General features: G+C 73.2%; 15 protein-coding genes. 8 read left to right on the top strand and 7 right to left on the bottom strand.

Annotated features, from left to right (window positions below; translation table 11 throughout):
• Positions 1-132: 132 nt before the first annotated feature.
• Complete coding sequence (locus AB0B58_RS32865) at positions 133-1,968, top strand: fibronectin type III domain-containing protein (protein WP_360231678.1); 1,836 nt, start codon at positions 133-135, stop codon at positions 1,966-1,968.
• A 27-nt stretch (positions 1,969-1,995) separates the two neighbouring features.
• On the opposite strand, the gene AB0B58_RS32860 is transcribed toward AB0B58_RS32865, so the two are convergent.
• A complete protein-coding gene (locus AB0B58_RS32860) occupies positions 1,996-3,141 on the bottom strand; it encodes an acyl-CoA dehydrogenase family protein (protein ID WP_360231675.1) in 1,146 nt (381 codons plus the stop codon).
• A gap of 113 nt (positions 3,142-3,254) precedes the next feature.
• Between AB0B58_RS32860 and AB0B58_RS32855 the strand changes: the two genes are divergently transcribed.
• Genes AB0B58_RS32855 through AB0B58_RS32840 form a run of 4 tightly spaced genes read left to right on the top strand, consistent with a single transcriptional unit; the run spans position 3,255 to position 9,150 of the window.
• Complete coding sequence (locus AB0B58_RS32855) at positions 3,255-4,955, top strand: acyclic terpene utilization AtuA family protein (protein ID WP_360231672.1); 1,701 nt, start codon at positions 3,255-3,257, stop codon at positions 4,953-4,955.
• Complete coding sequence (locus AB0B58_RS32850) at positions 4,952-6,550, top strand: acyl-CoA carboxylase subunit beta (protein ID WP_360231669.1); 1,599 nt, start codon at positions 4,952-4,954, stop codon at positions 6,548-6,550. Before AB0B58_RS32855 ends, AB0B58_RS32850 begins: the two co-directional genes overlap by 4 nt.
• Positions 6,551-6,557: 7 nt before the next feature.
• Positions 6,558-8,555 (top strand): biotin carboxylase N-terminal domain-containing protein, encoded by a 1,998-nt coding sequence (locus AB0B58_RS32845; protein ID WP_360231666.1) that lies wholly within the window; start codon positions 6,558-6,560, stop codon positions 8,553-8,555.
• The gene (locus AB0B58_RS32840; protein WP_360231663.1) at positions 8,548-9,150 is read left to right on the top strand and encodes a TetR/AcrR family transcriptional regulator; all 603 of its coding nucleotides are present in this window, start codon (positions 8,548-8,550) and stop codon (positions 9,148-9,150) included. Before AB0B58_RS32845 ends, AB0B58_RS32840 begins: the two co-directional genes overlap by 8 nt.
• Before the next feature lie 7 nt (positions 9,151-9,157).
• Here AB0B58_RS32840 and AB0B58_RS32835 read toward each other — a convergent pair whose 3' ends face one another.
• From AB0B58_RS32835 to AB0B58_RS32810, 6 genes are all read right to left on the bottom strand, one after another.
• Complete coding sequence (locus AB0B58_RS32835; RefSeq protein ID WP_360231660.1) at positions 9,158-9,637, bottom strand: DUF6301 family protein; 480 nt, start codon at positions 9,635-9,637, stop codon at positions 9,158-9,160.
• Between the two features lie 66 nt (positions 9,638-9,703).
• Complete coding sequence (locus AB0B58_RS32830) at positions 9,704-10,330, bottom strand: hypothetical protein (protein ID WP_360231657.1); 627 nt, start codon at positions 10,328-10,330, stop codon at positions 9,704-9,706.
• A gap of 330 nt (positions 10,331-10,660) precedes the next feature.
• Positions 10,661-11,029, bottom strand: a complete 369-nt coding sequence (locus AB0B58_RS32825) for a transcriptional regulator (RefSeq protein WP_360231654.1) — start codon at positions 11,027-11,029, stop codon at positions 10,661-10,663.
• Entirely contained in the window at positions 11,026-11,700 is a 675-nt protein-coding gene (locus AB0B58_RS32820) for a hypothetical protein (RefSeq protein ID WP_360231651.1), read from the bottom strand. Before AB0B58_RS32820 ends, AB0B58_RS32825 begins: the two co-directional genes overlap by 4 nt.
• A 54-nt stretch (positions 11,701-11,754) precedes the next feature.
• A complete protein-coding gene (locus tag AB0B58_RS32815) occupies positions 11,755-13,656 on the bottom strand; it encodes a cellulase family glycosylhydrolase (RefSeq protein ID WP_360231648.1) in 1,902 nt (633 codons plus the stop codon).
• A 91-nt stretch (positions 13,657-13,747) separates the two neighbouring features.
• On the bottom strand, positions 13,748-14,545 hold the full coding sequence (locus AB0B58_RS32810; protein ID WP_360231645.1) for a hypothetical protein: 798 nt from the start codon (positions 14,543-14,545) through the stop codon (positions 13,748-13,750).
• Positions 14,546-14,888: 343 nt separating this feature from the next.
• Between AB0B58_RS32810 and AB0B58_RS32805 the strand changes: the two genes are divergently transcribed.
• The 3 genes from AB0B58_RS32805 (at position 14,889) to AB0B58_RS32795 (ending at position 17,160) form a co-directional block, all read left to right on the top strand.
• A complete protein-coding gene (locus AB0B58_RS32805; protein ID WP_360231642.1) occupies positions 14,889-15,326 on the top strand; it encodes a glycosyltransferase in 438 nt (145 codons plus the stop codon).
• A 272-nt stretch (positions 15,327-15,598) separates the two neighbouring features.
• The gene (locus tag AB0B58_RS32800; RefSeq protein ID WP_360231639.1) at positions 15,599-16,354 is read left to right on the top strand and encodes an EAL domain-containing protein; all 756 of its coding nucleotides are present in this window, start codon (positions 15,599-15,601) and stop codon (positions 16,352-16,354) included.
• 116 nt (positions 16,355-16,470) lie between these two features.
• Complete coding sequence (locus AB0B58_RS32795) at positions 16,471-17,160, top strand: response regulator transcription factor (RefSeq protein WP_360231636.1); 690 nt, start codon at positions 16,471-16,473, stop codon at positions 17,158-17,160.
• The last annotated feature ends 77 nt before the right edge of the window (positions 17,161-17,237 follow it).

Raw genomic sequence — 17,237 nt, 5'->3', positions numbered from 1 at the left:
GTGCAACGCCTCAATATGTGCACGTATAACGTAACTGACCGATAATTACACAGATCATCCGGACTTACCCTGAAAGCGTGAATACTGGGGCGATCGGCCCCGCGCTCCGCCGGCCCGCGACTGAATCTGTGAATGCGACTCGAGGTGGGCGTGACGCGCCGGGTGAGGAACCGGGCCGCGCTGTCCGTGCTGGCCGTGACGGCGCTGCTGATGCCCCCGGCGGAGTCGGCCGCCGCACCCGGCTCGCGGCCGCCCAGCCCCGCGCAGGTGGCCGCCGCGCGCGCCGAGGCCCTGTCGGGTACCGGGTCGGCGCAGGCGGCGGAGACCTGGGAGTCGCCCCTCGGCGGGAGCCTCGTCGCGGTCGGCGACGAACACACCTGCAGCGTCACGATCGCCGGGGAGATCTGGTGCTGGGGTGCCGCCGGCGACGGACAGCTGGGCGTCGGCACCGGTCCCGACCGGGACCGCCCGGTCCGCGTCACCGGCCAGGCGGTGTTCCGGCCCGGCGACGACACGCCGCCGGGTGCCATCCAGGCGACCGACATCGACGCCGGTGGCGCGCACACCTGCGCCGTCGTCAACAACTCCTACCACCTCTTCACCGACCACGGCACCGTCTACTGCTGGGGCGCCAACGACCGGGGCCAGCTCGGCGACGGCACCCTCACCACCCGCGGCCGGCCGGTGGCGGTGCTGGAGGAGGCCGACGAGGTGGCCGCCGGACGGCGGCACACCTGCGCGCTGACCGGTGCGGGCACCGTCTCCTGCTGGGGAAGCAACGACGCCGGACAGTTGGGCATCGGGACGGTCGGCGGACACCGGGACACCCCGCAGGCGGTGCCCGGCCTGACGGACGTCGTCACCGTCGGCGCCGGCCACGACAACACCTGCGCCGTGACGGAGAACGGGCGGGCGTGGTGCTGGGGAGCCGACGACCACGGCCAGATCGGGGACGGCTCCGGCCCCGGCGCCCCGGTGCCCTCCCCCACCCTCGTCGACACCTCGGGCGTGCCCGGCGAGATCCGGCAGATCGACGTCGGCCGGGGACACGGCTGCGCCATCGCCGACGCCGAATCGGGCGGGCGCGCCTGGTGCTGGGGCTCGGGCGGCGCCGGTCAGCTCGGCGCCGGCGGCACCGGGGGCGACGAGCCGAAGCCGGTGATGGTCCGCGGCTCCGAGCTGTTCTTCCAGATCGCCACGGGCGGCGACAGCACCTGCGCGACCAACTACTCCCCCGACGTCATCATCATCGGCGACTTCACCCCCGGCGTGTACTGCTGGGGCGACAACAGCGCCGGCCGGCTCGGCGTCGGAGACCGCGCGAACCGATCCGTGCCGGCGCGCGTCGCCGACGGGGAGTTCGAGGCGTCCGTCAGCCCGGCGGCGTTCTTCGGCTACCGGCACCCGATGCCCGCGTACGTCTCGGTCGGCGCCGGGCACACCTGCACCGCCGACATCGACGCCGCCGTCTACTGCTGGGGAACCAACGACGCCGGACAGTTCGGCAACCGCGGCAACCAGGACTCGGACGTGCCGGCCAAGACCTGGCTGGGACCCGGCCCCGCCACCGCGCTCCGGGTCCGCGCCGGCGACGCCAGCCTGCGCGTCAGCTGGCGGCCGCCCGCCGACACCGGCGCGGCCCCGGTGGACTATTACCAGATCAACGCCGATTCACGCAGCCATGGCCGCGGCGAGAGCCAGACCACGACGACCACGGTCCTCGGCGATCTGACCAACGGCGACGCCTACACCGTTCTCGTCAGCACGTTGACCCTGGCCGGCTACTCCTACTCCGCCGAGCGCACCGCCACGCCACGCGCCGCCTCCCGCCCGGGCAGGGGCGGCGGGCTACCCGTCACCGGCACCGCACCGATGACGCTCGCCGCCACCGGCATCGCCCTGCTCCTGCTGGGAGTCGCCGGCCTCACCGCGGGCCGCCGCGCCCCGCGCACGTCCACACCCGACTGACCGACGGAGCGGTCGGCAGGACACGACCTATGCGGGCAGGCCGTCGAGGCGGGCGAGTACCTGGAGCATCACCTCGTCGGCGCCCGCGCCGATCGAGGTCAGCCGGGTGTCGCGCAGCATGCGTGCGGTCCAGGTCTCCTCGAGATAGCCCATGCCGCCGTGGAACTGCAGGCACCGGTCGGCCACCTCGCGGATCAGCCGGCCCGCCTTGAGCTTCGCCACCGTGGCCATCCGGGTGATGTCCTCGCCGGCCATCAGCGCCTCGCAGGTGACCAGGTTGTGGCTGTGCAGCAGCTCCACCTCCGCCTGCAACTCGGTGAGGCGGAAGGCGACGTACTGCCGGTCGGCGAGCGGGCGGCCGAAGACCGTGCGGTCGTGGATGTACTGACGGGTGCGGTCGAGGGCGTACCGGCACTGGCCGACGGTGGTGTATGCGGCGAACATCCGCTCGGTGACGAACTGGCGCATCTGCTGCTGGAAGCCGCGCCCCACCTCGCCGATGGTGTTGGCGACGGGCACGCGCACGCCGTCCAGCACCAGCTCGGCGGTGTCGGAGCAGCGGTTGCCGAGCTTCTCGAAGGTGCGCGCGACGCTGAAGCCGGGCAGGTCGGTGGGCACGACGATCTGCGACATCCCCCGGTGGCCGCCCTCGTCCGAGGTGCGCGCGAGCAGGCAGATCCAGTCGGCCTGCGCGCCGTTGGTGATGTAGATCTTCCGGCCGGTGATGACCCAGTCGTCGCCGTCCCGCACGGCGCGGGTGCGCAGCCGGGAGACGTCGGAGCCGATGTCCGGCTCGGTGACGGCGATCGCGGTGACCGCGGTGCCGGCGATGGCGGGCGCGAGGTAGCGCTTCTTGAGCTCGTCCGAGCCGAACTCGTGCAGCGACGGCGTCGCCATCATCGCCTGCACGCCGAGGGCCATCCCGACGCCGGTCGCGTGCATCCGCCCGAACTCCTCGGCGGCGACGAGCTGGAAGCTGTGGTCGGCGCCCTCGCCGCCGTAGGCCGGGTCGTACTCCAGGCCGAGCAGGCCGAGGGCCGCGGCCTTGGGGAACACGTCGTGCAGCGGCGCCCGGCCGGCCGCCTCCCACTCGTCGACATGCGGGTTGATCTCGTTGTCGACGAACCGGCGGACGCTGTCGGCAAAGGCGCGGTGTTCCTCGTTGAGCCGCATACGCCGACGGTAGCGACGGCACGCCGCAGAAACAAGCATGCTTGCTTGTTTTTCCCGGCTGTGCCAGTGTCCGTGCCATAAGCGAGCGAATCATCGGCCGGCGGAGGGATGGCATGAGCGTGCTCCGGGTCGGTAACTGCTCCGGGTTCTACGGTGATCGGCTCTCGGCGATGCGGGAGATGCTCGAGGGCGGCGAGCTCGACGTGCTGACCGGCGACTACCTCGCCGAGCTGACCATGCTCATCCTCGGCCGGGACCGGATGGCCGACCCGGCGGCCGGCTACGCGCGGACGTTCCTCGCCCAGCTGCGGGACTGCCTGCGGCTGGCGCTGGACCGCGGCGTCCGCATCGTCGCCAACGCGGGCGGCGTCAACCCGCCCGGCCTGGTCGCCGCGATCCGCGAGCTGGGCCTCCCCGCCAGGATCGCGCTGGTGCGCGGTGACGACCTGACCGCGGGGGCCGGCGCGCTCGGCCTGGGCTCACCGCTCGGCGCGCACGCCTACCTCGGCGCGTTCGGTATCGCCCGGGCCCTCACCGCCGGCGCGGACGTCGTCGTCACCGGGCGGGTGACCGACGCCTCCCTGGTCGTCGGGCCGGCGATCGCCCACTTCGGCTGGGGCCGGACCGACTTCGACGCGCTCGCCGGCGCCACGGTGGCCGGCCACGTGATCGAGTGCGGCACGCAGGCGACCGGCGGTAACTACCCGTTCTTCACCGAGATCGCCGACCTGGTCCGGCCGGGGTTCCCGATCGCCGAGCTCCACCCGGACGGATCCAGCGTCATCACCAAGCACCCGGGCACCTCGGGCGCGGTCACCGTCGGCACGGTGACCGCACAGCTCATGTACGAGATCGACGACGCGCGGTACGCCGGCCCCGACGTCACCACCCGCCTCGACACGGTGTCGCTGCGGCAGGCCGGTCCGGACCGGGTGGAGATCACCGGCGTACGCGGTGAGGCCCCGCCGCCCGACCTCAAGGTGTCGTGCACCTCGATCGGCGGCTACCGCAACGAGATGACGGTGGTGCTGACCGGCCTCGACATCGAGGCGAAGGCCGACCTGTTCCGGCGGCAGTTCGAGGCCGCCCGCGGCGCCGCCGATCCGGCCGAGGTCACCTGGGACCTGGCCCGGGTAGACGCCGCGGACGCGCCGACGCAGCAGCGGGCGTCCGCCCTGCTCACCGTCGTCGCCCGGGACCCGGACGAGAAGGTGGCGGGCCGCGCGTTCACCAATCCCGCCGTCGAGGTCGCGCTGTCGTCGTACCCGGGCTTCTTCAGCACGACGCCGCCGGGGCGCGCCCACCCGTACGGGGTGTTCACCGCCGGGTACGTGGCGCAGGGCGTCCCCGCGCACGAGGTCGTGCTCGACGGCCTCGTGGAGCGGATCGCCCCGCCGCCGCTCACCCGGCCCCTCGAACCGCTGGCCGGGCCCGCTCCCGATCCGGCGCAACGCGAGCCGGGCACGACCCGTCGCCTGCCGCTCGGCACTCTCGCCGGGGCGCGCTCCGGCGACAAGGGCGGCAACGCCAACGTGGGCCTCTGGGTGCGTGAGGATCCCGCGTACCCGTGGCTGGCCGCACTGATCACCGAGGACTCCGTCCGCGAGCTGCTGCCGGAGACGGCGGGGCTGCCGGTACGGATCACCCGGCTGCCCAACCTGCGGGCCGTCAACGTCGTCATCGAGGGGCTCCTCGGCGAAGGTGTCGCCTACCACGCCCGCTTCGATCCGCAGGCGAAGGGCCTCGGTGAGTGGCTGCGTTCGCGGCACGTCGGGATACCCGCATCGCTACTGCCCGCCAAGGAGGAAGCGTGACCATCCTGCGGTCCACTCTGGATCCATCGGACGCGGACGCCCGCGCCGCACGGCAGGCCATGCTCGACGCCCTCGGCGAGGTCGCGGCGGAAACCGCAAAGGCCGTGGCCGGCGGCGGCGAGAAGGCGGTCGCCCGGCACCACGCCCGGGGGAAGATGACCGCCCGGGAGCGGATCGAGCTGCTGCTCGACCTGGACTCGCCGTTCCTGGAGCTGGCCGCGCTGGCGGGCTACGGCTCGCAGTTCACCGTCGGCGGCAGCGTCGTCGCCGGCATCGGCGTGGTCAGCGGGGTGGAATGCCTGCTGCTGGCCAACGATCCGACGGTCAAGGGCGGCGCGAGCAACCCGTGGTCGCTGCGGAAGACGCTGCGGATGCACGAGATCGCGCTGCGGAACCGGCTGCCGGTCATCGCGCTTGTCGAGTCCGGCGGTGCGGACCTGCCGACGCAGAAGGAGGTCTTCATCCCCGGCGGGGCCGTCTTCCGCGACCTCACCCGCATGTCCGCCGCCGGGATCCCCACGATCGCGCTGGTCTTCGGCAACTCGACGGCCGGCGGCGCCTACCTGCCGGGCATGAGCGACCACGTGGTGATGATCGAGAACCGGTCGAAGGTGTTCCTCGCCGGCCCGCCGCTGGTCAAGGCCGCCACCGGCGAGGAGTCCGACGACGAGTCGCTCGGCGGCGCCGAGATGCACGCCCGCGTGTCCGGCCTCGCCGACCACTACGCCGTCGACGAACAGGACGCCATCCGGATCGGGCGGCGGATCGTCGCGCGGCTGAACTGGCGCAAGGCGTCCGGGCCGGCGACGGCCGCGCCCCGGCCGCCGCGGTACCCCGCCGAGGACCTGCTGGCGATCGTGCCGCCCGACCTGAAGTCCCCGTTCGATCCCCGGGAGCTCATCGCCCGGATCGTCGACGACAGCGACTTCGACGAGTTCAAGCCCCTGTACGGCAGCTCGCTGGTGACCGGCTGGGCCGAGCTGCACGGCTTTCCGGTCGGCATCCTGGCCAACGCCCGCGGCGTGCTGTTCAGCGCCGAGGCGCAGAAGGCGGCACAGTTCATCCAGCTCGCCAACAGGTCGCACACTCCCCTGCTGTTCCTGCACAACACGACCGGCTACATGGTCGGCAAGGAGTACGAGCAGGGCGGGATCATCAAACACGGCGCCATGATGATCAACGCGGTGTCGAACTCGACGGTCCCGCACATCTCGGTGCTGGTCGGCAACTCGTACGGCGCCGGGCACTACGGCATGTGCGGCCGCGCCTACGACCCCCGTTTCGTCTTCACCTGGCCGAGCGCGCGATCCTCGGTCATGGGTGCGCAGCAACTCGCCGACGTCACCTACATGGTGTCCAAGGCGTCCGCGCTCTCGCAGGGCAGACCCTTCCACGAGGACGGCGCGCAGGTGGTCCGGCACGCGATCGAACAGCAGATCTCCGCGGAGGCGATGCCGATGGTCCTGTCCGGACTCGTCTACGACGACGGCATCATCGACCCCCGCGACACCCGCGACGTCCTCGGCGTCGCCCTTTCCGCGATACACACCGCGCCGGTACAGGGCACCGACGCCTTCGGCGTCTTCCGGATGTGAGGCAACGATGACCCCGCACTCTCGGCCGATCACCGGCGTACTGGTCGCCAACCGCGGCGAGATCGCCCGGCGGATCTTCGCCACCTGCCGCCGTCGCGGCCTGGCCACCGTCGCCGTCTTCGCCGACCCCGACGCCGGCAGCCCGCATGTCCGGGAGGCCGACAGCGCGGTACGCCTGCCCGGTTCCGCGCCGGCCGATACCTACCTGCGCGGCGATCTCATCATCGAGGCGGCGCGGCGGGCCGGCGCCGACGCGATCCACCCCGGCTACGGCTTCCTCGCCGAGAACGCGGACTTCGCCCGTTCGGTGCGCGACGCGGGCCTGACCTGGATCGGTCCGGACCCCGAAGCGATCGAGGTGATGGGTTCCAAGGTCGAGTCGAAGCGCCGGATGGCCGCCGCGGGCCTGCCCGTGCTCGACCTGCTCGATCCGGACACCATCACCGAGGCCCAGCTGCCCGTGCTGGTCAAGGCGTCGGCCGGCGGCGGCGGCCGGGGCATGCGGATCGTCCGCACGCTCGCCGAGCTGCCGGGCGCGGTGGCGTCCGCCGCGCGGGAGGCCGGCGCCGCGTTCGGCGACGCCACCGTCTTCTGCGAGCCGTACCTTCCCGCCGGGCACCACGTCGAGGTGCAGATCCTGGCCGACGCGCACGGCACGGTCTGGGCGCTGGGCGAGCGCGAGTGTTCGCTGCAGCGCCGCCACCAGAAGGTCATCGAGGAGGCGCCCGCGCCGCTCGTCGACCGGATCGGGAGCGGCCTGCGCAAGCGGCTGCTCGCCGCGGGCCGCGACGCCGCGGCGGCGGTCGGCTACCGCGGCGCCGGGACGGTGGAGTTCCTCGCCGACGACGACGGCGACTTCTGGTTCCTCGAGATGAACACCCGCCTGCAGGTCGAGCACCCGGTCACCGAGTGCGTCACCGGCACCGACCTGGTCGGCCTGCAGCTCGACATCGCCGCGGGCGCCCCGCTGACCGGCGCCGAACCGGTGATGGCCGGCCACGCCATCGAGGCCCGCCTGTACGCCGAGAGCCCGGTCGACGACTGGCGCCCGCAGACCGGCACCGTCGTCACCTTCGACGTGCCCGGCGTGACCGCCCGGTTCGACCGCACCGGCCTCGACGGGATCCGCCTCGACTCGGGCGTCGAGCCCGGCAGCGTCGTCGGCACACACTACGACGCCATGCTCGCCAAGGTCGTCGCGTACGCGGAGACCCGCGAGGCCGCGGCCCGGCAGCTCGCCGCCGTCCTGCGCCGCGCACGGGTCCACGGCGTGACCACCAACCGCGACCTGCTGGTCGCGAGCCTGCTCCACCCGGACTTCCTGGCCGGCACCGCCGACACCGGCTTCTACGCCGCCAACCCGCCGGCCGCGCTGACCGCCGGCGCCGGGCTGGAGCCGGCGCTCGGCGCCCTGGCCGCGGCGCTGTCGGACGCCGCGCACGAGCGCGGGCCGCTGCTGCCCGCCCTCACCGCCGGATTCCGCAGCATCCCGGTCGGCTACCGCAGCCGCACGTACGCCGCGGGCGAACAGGAGTTCGAGGTCCGGTACCGGTTCGGCCGTGCCGGTCTCGAGCTCGCGGAGCCGCCCACCGGCGTCACCGGGCTCACGCTGGTCGACGCCGCCGCCGACCGCGTCGTGCTCGACGTCGACGGCGTGCGCCGGGCGTGGGCGGTCGGCCGGTTCGACGACCGGGTGGTCGTCGACGGCCCGCGGGGCTCGGTCGAGCTGCGCCGGGTGCCCCGCTTCACCGACCCCTCGTCGCGGCTGCCCGCCGGCGCGCTGGTGGCGCCGATGCCCGGCACCGTGGTGCGGGTGGGTGTGCAGGTCGGCGAGGCCGTCGTGGCCGGTCAGCCGCTGATCTGGCTGGAGGCCATGAAGATGGAGCACGTGGTGCACGCCCCCGCCGCCGGCACGGTGACGGACCTGCCGGTCGAGGTCGGGCAGCAGGTCGGCCAGGGCACTCCCCTCGCGGTGGTGGCGTGCGCAGAGGACACGGATGGCTGACGGCTCCGCGCCCAAACAGGACCGGTCCCGGGCAACCCGCCGGCACCTGCTGGAGACCGCCATCCGGTGCCTGGCCCACCACGGATGGGAGGTCTCGACGGTGGGGTTCATCGCCGCCGAGGCCGGCATCAGCCGGGGCGCCGTGCAACACCACTTCCGTACCCGTGAGGCGCTCATCCTCGCCGCCCTGGAGCACATGTTCGCCGAGCGGGCGGCGCTGCTCGACGCGCTGCCCGACCCCGGGGGTTCCGGCCCGGAGCGGGTACACGCGGTGGTGACCGGCCTCGTCAACGCCATCGGCGGCGAGCTGTTCCGGGCGGCGCTGCAGGTGTGGACGGTGGCGGCCGCCGAACCCGAGCTGCGCTCCGCCGTGGTCCCGCTGGAGCGTCATTTCGCCCGCGGCGTGCACCACCGGGCGGTACGCCTGCTCGGGGTGGACGACACCGATCCGGCCGTGCGCGCCCTCATCCAGGCCACCCTCGACCTGGCCCGGGGCCTGGCCCTGGCGGACGTGCTTACCGACGACTCCCGCCGGCGGGCCCGGGTCGTGCGCGCCTGGTCGAACCAGCTCGCTGCCGCCCTGTCGGCCGCCTGAGCCGGGTTCATTCCCGCGGGCAGCGCGGTGCGCACACCGCCAGCAGCCGGTACGGCAGCTCCTTGTCCTCGTGCACCTGAGTGATCATGATCCGGGCGGTGTCCCGCGGCCACACGGTCGCCCAGCCGGCGTTCTGGTCGCAGGGGAAGCCGTCGTTGCCGAAGCCGTCGCTGAAGGACGGCTCGCCCAGCACCGGCTCGGCCGCCTCCGACGTCTCCTCCCACAGCCGGTAGTACTCGTCGATCAGGTCGTCCTGGTACTCGTCGTCCGGGTCGGGCCAGGAGGCGGCGAGGGTGACCTCGGCCCGCACGACGCGGTCACCCTCCACGTAGGTGTCCAGCCTGCGGTCCTCGAGCCGGTACGTGTGCCGGGCGCCGGCCGCCTCGACCGGCACCCAGCCCGCGCCGGCCAGCGCGGCGCGCACGCCGTCCGGTGTCCAGGCCCAGTCGATCGCCGCCAGCCGCCGCAGCAGCTCCGTCAGGTCCACGGTCTCCACCACCTCCGCGTCGCATCCCCCGTTGCCCGGCACAACATAGACGCGCGGGGTGCCGTTCTAAACGGGTTGTGGAAACCTGCTCTCCGCCCGGGCCCGGGCGGGCGCCGGACGCAGGCGCCGGCGGGCCCGGCAGAGCACGATCGCCGCGTACCCGTGCGGCGCCCGCCGCGCCACCGGAACGACCTCGATGGACCCGTCCGGCATGTCGAAGCCGGGCCGGAGCACCGCCCGCAGGTCGTGCCCGTCGACGTCGGCGCCGGCGAAGGCCTTGCCCGCGACGGTGTAGCCGCGGCACCGGCGCAGGGCCGCGGTGACGAAGAGGCCGCCCGGGCTGACGAGGCCGGTGATGTGCCGCATGAACGACTGCCAGGCCGCCCGGTCGGCGGTGGCGGAGTCCGCGCAGTAGGCGCTGACCACCGTCGCGTACTCCCGCTCCACCGGCTGCGGGTCCCGGCCGTCGACCCGGAGCAGCGCGGTGATCTTCGTTCGGGTCAGGTCCTCCCGGGCCGCCACCTGCTCGGCGGTCGGGCAGCGGTTGCCCTCGCACCGCAGCGTGTGGCGCACGAACGGCCGCCAGTCGTGCGCACCGGGTGCCCGGTCCAGCCACCGCCGGATCTCGGCCAGGTTCGCCGGCAGGTAGTCGCCCAGGTGGATCTCGGAGGCGACCTCGGCGGCCGCGAACACGTGGTGCAGGGTCGGGCCGACGCCGAAGAACAGGACCGGCCGGTCGCGGTCCGCGCGGCGCGTAGTAGGGCGCCTCCTTGGCGATCTCCGTACCGGCGTAGCCGGCCGCGGCCGCCGCCCGGGCCGCGCGCACCCCGTCCGTCCTGCGCCGGGTCAGGTCGTACGCGGCCTTGGACAGCGTGCTGGTACCCGTCCGGGTAAGCAGCCGCCAGTTTGCCCGCAGCCCGGTTCGCAGGCCCCAGCCCCACGCCGCGTAGCTCGCCACGAGCAGCGAGCGACCGTGTGCGCGCCGTGTCTGCACCGTTTGCGGTGCGTAGACCGCGACGCGCGTCAGCCGGCCAGGTCCTGCGGGGTGCCGGGGGTCTCGACACGGGCGATGAGCAGCTTCAGCCGCCCGATCTCCTCGGCCAGCGCGGCGCTGCCGGCGGCGGTGAGCGTGATCCAGGTCCGGCCACGCCGGCCGGAGTACCCCTTCTCGACCTCGACCAGACCGGCCGTCTCCAGCACAGCCAGGTGCTGTGACAGGTTGCCGGCGGTCAGCTCCAGCTGGGCTTTCAGGTAGCCGAACTCGACCCGCCGCGCCTCGTGCGTGATGGTGAGGATGCCGAGCCGGACCCGCTGGTGCACCACGTCGTCCAGGCCGGTCACCGGGTGGGCGCCGGGTCCGCCCGCGTCGGGGATGCCGGCCTCGGCGGTCACCGCTGCCGCCGGCGGGCCACCGCGAAGCCGACCGCGCCCAGCAGCAGCACGGTGCCGTTGATGACCTGCTGCGGGAGGAACGCCGTCCGGATGCCCCAGTCGTCGCCCCAGCCGAGGTCGATCGGCACCAGCACCACCGCCAGGTAGCCGACGGTGAACGCCAGCAGGGCGAGATTGCGCTCCAGCCGGGCCAGCACCAGCAGCGCCACCCCGATCGCGCCCCACGGTGCGATCAGGCGGTCCAGCACGAGCACCGGTTCCGGGAAGCGGGTGGGGTGGCTCGGGAAGTACAGGGCCGCCGCCACCCACGCGGCGGTGAACAGGACGGTCAGCGCGACACCGGTGATCGCGTAGGGCAGCACGCGGGCGCCGACCCCGCGCGCCCGGGTGGCCCGCACGTAACAGACGGCGATCGCCGCGTACGCCAGCAGCAGCGCCGGTGGCCAGTAGAACAGGACGCCCCGGCGCGCGAACTCGCAGCCGCCGTCGGGCAGGCAGTGCACCTTCATGCCGTACCAGTCGAACGGGATGCCCAGGAACGTCACCGCGGCCAGCACCAGCAGCGCGACCCAGGTCACCCGCTGGTCGAGCCGCACGCGGTGGGCGAGGGTGCGCACGTCTGACAGCAGCCGGCGGGGATCGCCGCCGGCGGGTACCGAATCAGTGGTCATGCCAACAGGTTTGCATTACAAACCTGTTTGCGCCAGCCCCAGCCGCGGCGCGGGTCAGGGCAGCCGCCGGCAGTACAGCGCGTCGGGGGTACGGGAGGAGCCCAGCCGGCCGGTGTACGCGATGCCCGCCACGTACTCGTCGTCGCCGCACTGGCCCTTGTAGCTGCCGGTGGCGAAGTCGCCGCCGGGGTTGCCCGCCGGGCGGTTGTCGCCGCGGTCGAACCACACCGTCCGGCCGCTGCCCGCCAGCGCGGTGGCCGCCGTGGCGCACAGCGCGCTCGACACCGCCGCGCCGCGAACGGCGTACCCGATGACGAAGGATCCGGCCGGGCACTGCAGCTTGGTGTACCTGGAGGCCCAGTCGCCGGCGACGTACCGCTCGTCGGTGACGACCTGATACGCCGCCGACGGGGCCCACAGGTCCGCGGCGGCGGTGTCGGTGCACAGCGCCCGGTTCCCGGTGTGACCGAGGCCGATCAGCCGCTGGCCGTCCGGGCAGGCCGCCTTGCGGGCACCGGGATCCCAGTCCGGCCTGTCGCGCATGCGCAGCGACTGGATGAAGTCGCCGTGGTCCGGGCTCAGCATCGACCGGCGCGGCACCGGATCGACGTAGCCGGTGCGGCCGGCGGAGGTGACCAGCCTGGTCCAGTCGCCGGCCCGCCAGTCGCCGCCGTCGTACGGTCCGGTCCGCCGGCCGGAGGCGTCCCAGTAGAGCAGCGCCCAGCCGTTGACGCCGCGGTTCTCGGTCCGGCCGACCGCCGGCCAGTAGGCGAAGTCCGCGTCGGCCTGGATCAGGTGGTCGGCGAAGGCGGCGAACCAGTCCCGCTGCTTCGTGCCGGCCGGCGCGTTCCCGTCGACACCGAACTCGCTGATCCACACCGGCGCGGTGAAGTGCCGGCCGGGCTCGGCGGCCACGAAGAACGCGTCCCGGTACAGCACCTGGGCGAGCTCGGCGCGGCTCAGGTCGCGGTACCGCGGGTCGCTGGTCTCGCCGACCCCGGTCGCGCCGGTGTGGTTCGGCCCGGTGTAGTCGTAGAAGTGTGCCGCGTAGACCAGCTTCCCGGACCTCACCAGGGTGTGCGAGAGCGATCCGACGGGCCTGAGCGTGGGACGCCCGTGCGGGAAGCCGTCGACCGGGATGCCGGTCCAGTTGATGCCCTCGACGATGATCAGCAGGTTCGGGTTGGCCTCGCGCAGGATCCGGTCGCCGAGCCGCTGCGATGCGGCGAACCAGTCGTGGTCGTCGCCCCAGCCCCAGTTCGGATCGTCCCAGACCGTGCGGCGTACCTCGTTGTAGAGATCCGCGCCGACCACCCGGGGGTTGTCCCGGTAGCGCCGGACGACGGACAGCCAGTTCTCCTCCCACTGCGTCGCGGACTGGCTCGCGTTCCACCGCTCGTTGCCGTCGACGCCGCAGCACCAGCGCGTGGTGTTGGTGTGGTTGTTGAGGATCACCGCGAGTCCGGCGCCGGTCGCCGCCGCGACCACCTCGTCGTACACCTGCAGCGGGGTCATGCCCCGGAACCGGGGGTTGGCCGCCACGGCGGCATCGGTCACCGGCCGCGTGTCGTGCAGCATCTCGCCGGAGAACGGGAGCCGCAGGCTGTTGAGGCCGATCGACCGGAAGCCGGCGACGATCTCGGCGAGCGGCGCCCGGTCGAGGCCGAGCGGTATCCGGCCCGAGTTCTCGCCGGCGTGGTGCGCGGCGTCGTCGGCCTCGTCACCCGAGCCGTTCCAGGTCCCGCTCGCACCGTGCCAGTTGCCGGACAGCAGCTTGAACCGCACCCCGTCGGCGTCGACGATGTAACGCCCGCGGGTGCTCAACGGGGGCGCCCAGCCGGGGGCCGCCGGGCCGGGGGCCGCGCCGGCGTCGGCCGCGGGCACCCCCGGCAGCGCGAAGACGGTGATGAGCAGGGAGATCAGCAGAGTGCGAACGGCGGGACGCAAGACGATCACCAGACCCTCGACCAAGGTATCGACCTTTGTCCATATCTAAGGCCACCCGTGGCCGGAAGGGAACACACGCGCTCCCACCGGGGTGTCGCGGTCAGCTCCCGGCGGCGCCCCCGGCCGACCTGAGCCGCCGGATCCACCCCTGTGCGGTGTGCCGGGGCACCCCGTAGTGGTCCGCGATCGCGGTTGCCGTGCCGGCCTGCCGGAGCACGGCGGCGAAGTCCTCCGGCATGCGCCGGTACGCCCGGCCGTTGCCCGCCGTGGTGGCGGCGGTCTTCGTCGCCGGCTTCCTCTCGGCGGCGGACCCGCGGCCGGCGCGCTTCGCGGCCGGCTCGGGCGCGACGGTCTTCCTCGCGGCCGGCTTCGGCGCGACGGTCTTCTTCGCTGCCGGCTTCGGCGCGACGGTCTTCCTCGCGGCCGGCTTCGGCGCGACGGTCTTCTTCGCTGCCGGCCTGGGCGCGGCGGTCTTCACGGCGGCGACCCGGCGGGAGGCCGCCCGCGGCGTCGGTGCGGGCGCCGGCGCCGCGGCGGGTGCCCGCTTGGCGCGGCGGGGCCGGGGCACGGCGACGGGCGCCGGCCGGGCCTCGACGGGCTCGGGCACCGCGACCGGCGCCGGCTCCTCTACGACGGCCGGCGGCTCGGGCGCGGCGGCCCGCACGCCGGCCGGCTCGGGTTCGGGCGCGGCCTCGATCACGGCCGGGGAGGACACGGGGGTCACGGCCTTGAGCAGCAGACCGAAATCGATCGTCGGCAGCTGGCCGCCGGTGAGGCCGCCGGCCGCGTGCAGCCGGACGTCGGTGATGCAGACCTGGCCGCCGGAGGTGTCCACCACCAGCGTGGTGCTGTTGCCGCTGTCGTCGTTGGGCAGGATCGTGATGGTGTAGGAATCCATGCTGGTGTCCCTCGGATCATGGCGTCACGACTCCCCCGCATCGACTGCCCCCGACAGCAGCGACGTCGTTGTGCGCCGGCGTTCATGTAGACGGCGCAAATGTATCGCGACCGATGATCCGCTTCGGCGGCCGACTGTCCGATGGGGCCGGTGCCGCGCCGGTCACGGCGCCGGCGCGGCAAGCACTTCGTGCTCCAGCGCCGCGACGCCGTGGTGACGGCCTCGTGACGGGCGGGCGGCGGCGAAACCCGCATTCTCCGGCCCATCAGCGCCCGGCGAACCTTTGCGCCGGGCTTGAGAGCGGCCTGAGACGGCGTTGAGGTAGCGCGCCGAACTACGGGGCATGACTGTTGCCAGCCTCATCGCCGTCCCCCCGTTCGTCGTCGCCGGTCCCGCACAGCAGTCTTCGTCTGCGGGCGAGGCGACCGTGGAGTTCTCCGTCGTCGTCCCCTTCCACAACCCCGGCGCCACGCTGCGCCGCGCGGTCGAGCGTGTCGCCGAGACCCTCTACGCGCAGAACATCTCGTTCGAGATGATCGCCGTCCCCGGCGGCTCGCGGGACGGCTCCCTGCGCACCCTCGAGGGCCTGCCCTGGCTCCGGGTCATCGCCGACCCCGAGCTCCAGGACAAGGGCGCGGCCCTGCAGTCCGGCATCGCCGCGGCCGGCGGCGCGTGGGTCGGCTGCATCGACGTCGACGCCGACACGGAGACCGAGATCGACCCGCACGAGCTCATCGAGTGCCTGCACCGCGCCCGCGAGAACGCGGCCGTCGCGGCCTGACCCGCACCACCGCGCCACCCGTCCCACCCCGACACCACCCGTCCCACCCCACACACCCGTCCCGCTCCCGCTCCCGCACCACCCGCGCCACCCGTCCCACCCCACCCTCGTTTCCCAGGTACACGGATTCACCGGTCCCCATATGAACCACTGACCCCGGCCGCGCCCCCCTGCGTGCCGGGGTCAGTTCATGCCCGGATCCGGATCGCGGCTTGCCGTGCTCTTGAAACCCGGTTGAGCCTGTCTTGAGGGTCGCCGCCGAACTAGGAAGCATGACCCTCAACGCGCCCGCCATGCGCAACCTCCGGGAAGTCATCCACTCGCAGGCGATCCAGCCGACGTTCCAGCCGGTCGTCCGCCTCGAGGACGGCGTCGTCAAGGCCTACGAGGCGCTGGCCCGCTTCGACAAGGCGCACTTCCCCAGCCCGGCGGACGCGTTCGCCGCCGCCCTGGCGGCCGGCATCGGCGTGGACCTCGAGCTGCTCGCCCTCGAGCGGGCGTTCGCGTACCTCGACGAGATGCCGGCCCAGGCGTGGCTGAGCGCGAATCTCTCGGTGGAGGCGCTGCTGGACCCGCGGGTGCACACCACCCTGCTGGAGCACTCCTCGCGCGGCATCGCCGTCGAGCTGACCGAGCACACCCAGGTGCACGACTACCCGTCGCTGGTGAAGGTCACCGAGGAGCTGCGCTCCGCCGGCATCCTCATCGCCGTCGACGACGCCGGTGCCGGGTTCGCCAGCCTGAGCCACATCCTCCAGCTGCGCCCGGACATCATCAAGCTCGACATCACCCTGACCCGCGGCGTCGACACCGACCCGGTCCGCATGGCGCTGGCCCGCTCGCTGGTCGGCTTCGCGAAGGACATCGGCGCCATGCTTATCGCCGAGGGCATCGAGACCGTCGCCGAGCACGAGAAACTGCAGGCGCTCGGTGTCATGCTCGGGCAGGGTTACTTCATGGCGCGGCCCGGACCGCTGCCGGACCGGGCCGAGATCACCGCCGCCGGCATCGTGCCGGTCCTCGGCTGACCGGGCTACCTTCCGGCGAAGCCTTCGATTCCGGCCCGGCCGACCGATAGGACTCGGAGCCGCGCTGTCGTCCTGCGCGGTGCCGTCCGTCGTCTCGTCAGGAACATGGAGGTCCCGTGGCCAGGCCGCGCGCGCTCGTCGTCGAGGACTCACCCGAATTCATGCTGCTCTGCCAACACCTCCTGGAGAAGGAGGGTTTCGACGTGGTCGTCGCGACCGACGGCAAGGGCGCGGTGGAACAGGCTCAGAAGGAACACCCGGACATCGCCATCCTCGACCTCGGCCTGCCCGACGTCGACGGCATCGAGGTGTGCCGCCAGATCCGGCAGTTCACCGACGCCTACATCGTCATGGTCACCGGCCGCACAGACGAGGTCGACAAGATCGTCGGTCTGTCCGTCGGCGCCGACGACTACGTCACCAAGCCGTTCTCGCCCCGCGAGCTCGCCGCCCGCATCCAGGCGATGCGGCGCCGGCCCCGCAGCTCGGCGGGCGCCACCAGCACGGCGATCCGCGAGTACGGCCTGCTGCGCATCGATCCCGACGTCCGCGAGGTGACCCTCGACGGCCGGGTGCTGGAGCTGACCAAGATCGAGTTCGGCTTCCTCGACCTGCTCTCCTCCGCGCCGCGCCGCACGTTCACCCGCGGCCAGCTGCTCGAGGACGTGTGGGGCGACAACTGGTACGGCGACGACCACATCATCGACGTGCACGTCGGCAACCTGCGTAAGAAGCTGGGCGAGTCCGCCTCCGCGCCCCGGCACATCCGGACGGTGCGCGGCGTGGGCTACCGCTTCGAGCCCTGATATCCCGCACCCGTACGACCGGCCCACGCGCCCTCGCGGCGCGTGGGTCTCTTCATGTCCGGACCGACGTGAGTACC

The organism is Actinoplanes sp. NPDC049118, assembly GCF_040648555.1.
Lineage (GTDB): Bacteria > Actinomycetota > Actinomycetes > Mycobacteriales > Micromonosporaceae > Actinoplanes.
The sequence above is the reverse complement of the archived record's forward strand: the minus strand, read 5'-3'. Positions and strand labels throughout refer to the sequence as shown.

Bases quoted from the DNA above. Each gene is read 5' to 3' on its own strand.
- AB0B58_RS32860 (WP_360231675.1), bottom strand. From the start codon at position 3,141: ATGCGGCTCAACGAGGAACACCGCGCCTTTGCCGACAGCGTCCGCCGG.
- AB0B58_RS32840 (WP_360231663.1), top strand. From the start codon at position 8,548: ATGGCTGACGGCTCCGCGCCCAAACAGGACCGGTCCCGGGCAACCCGC.
- AB0B58_RS32845 (WP_360231666.1), top strand. From the start codon at position 6,558: ATGACCCCGCACTCTCGGCCGATCACCGGCGTACTGGTCGCCAACCGC.
- AB0B58_RS32800 (WP_360231639.1), top strand. From the start codon at position 15,599: ATGACCCTCAACGCGCCCGCCATGCGCAACCTCCGGGAAGTCATCCAC.
- AB0B58_RS32810 (WP_360231645.1), bottom strand. From the start codon at position 14,545: ATGGATTCCTACACCATCACGATCCTGCCCAACGACGACAGCGGCAAC.
- AB0B58_RS32865 (WP_360231678.1), top strand. From the start codon at position 133: ATGCGACTCGAGGTGGGCGTGACGCGCCGGGTGAGGAACCGGGCCGCG.
- AB0B58_RS32855 (WP_360231672.1), top strand. From the start codon at position 3,255: ATGAGCGTGCTCCGGGTCGGTAACTGCTCCGGGTTCTACGGTGATCGG.
- AB0B58_RS32805 (WP_360231642.1), top strand. From the start codon at position 14,889: ATGACTGTTGCCAGCCTCATCGCCGTCCCCCCGTTCGTCGTCGCCGGT.
- AB0B58_RS32820 (WP_360231651.1), bottom strand. From the start codon at position 11,700: ATGACCACTGATTCGGTACCCGCCGGCGGCGATCCCCGCCGGCTGCTG.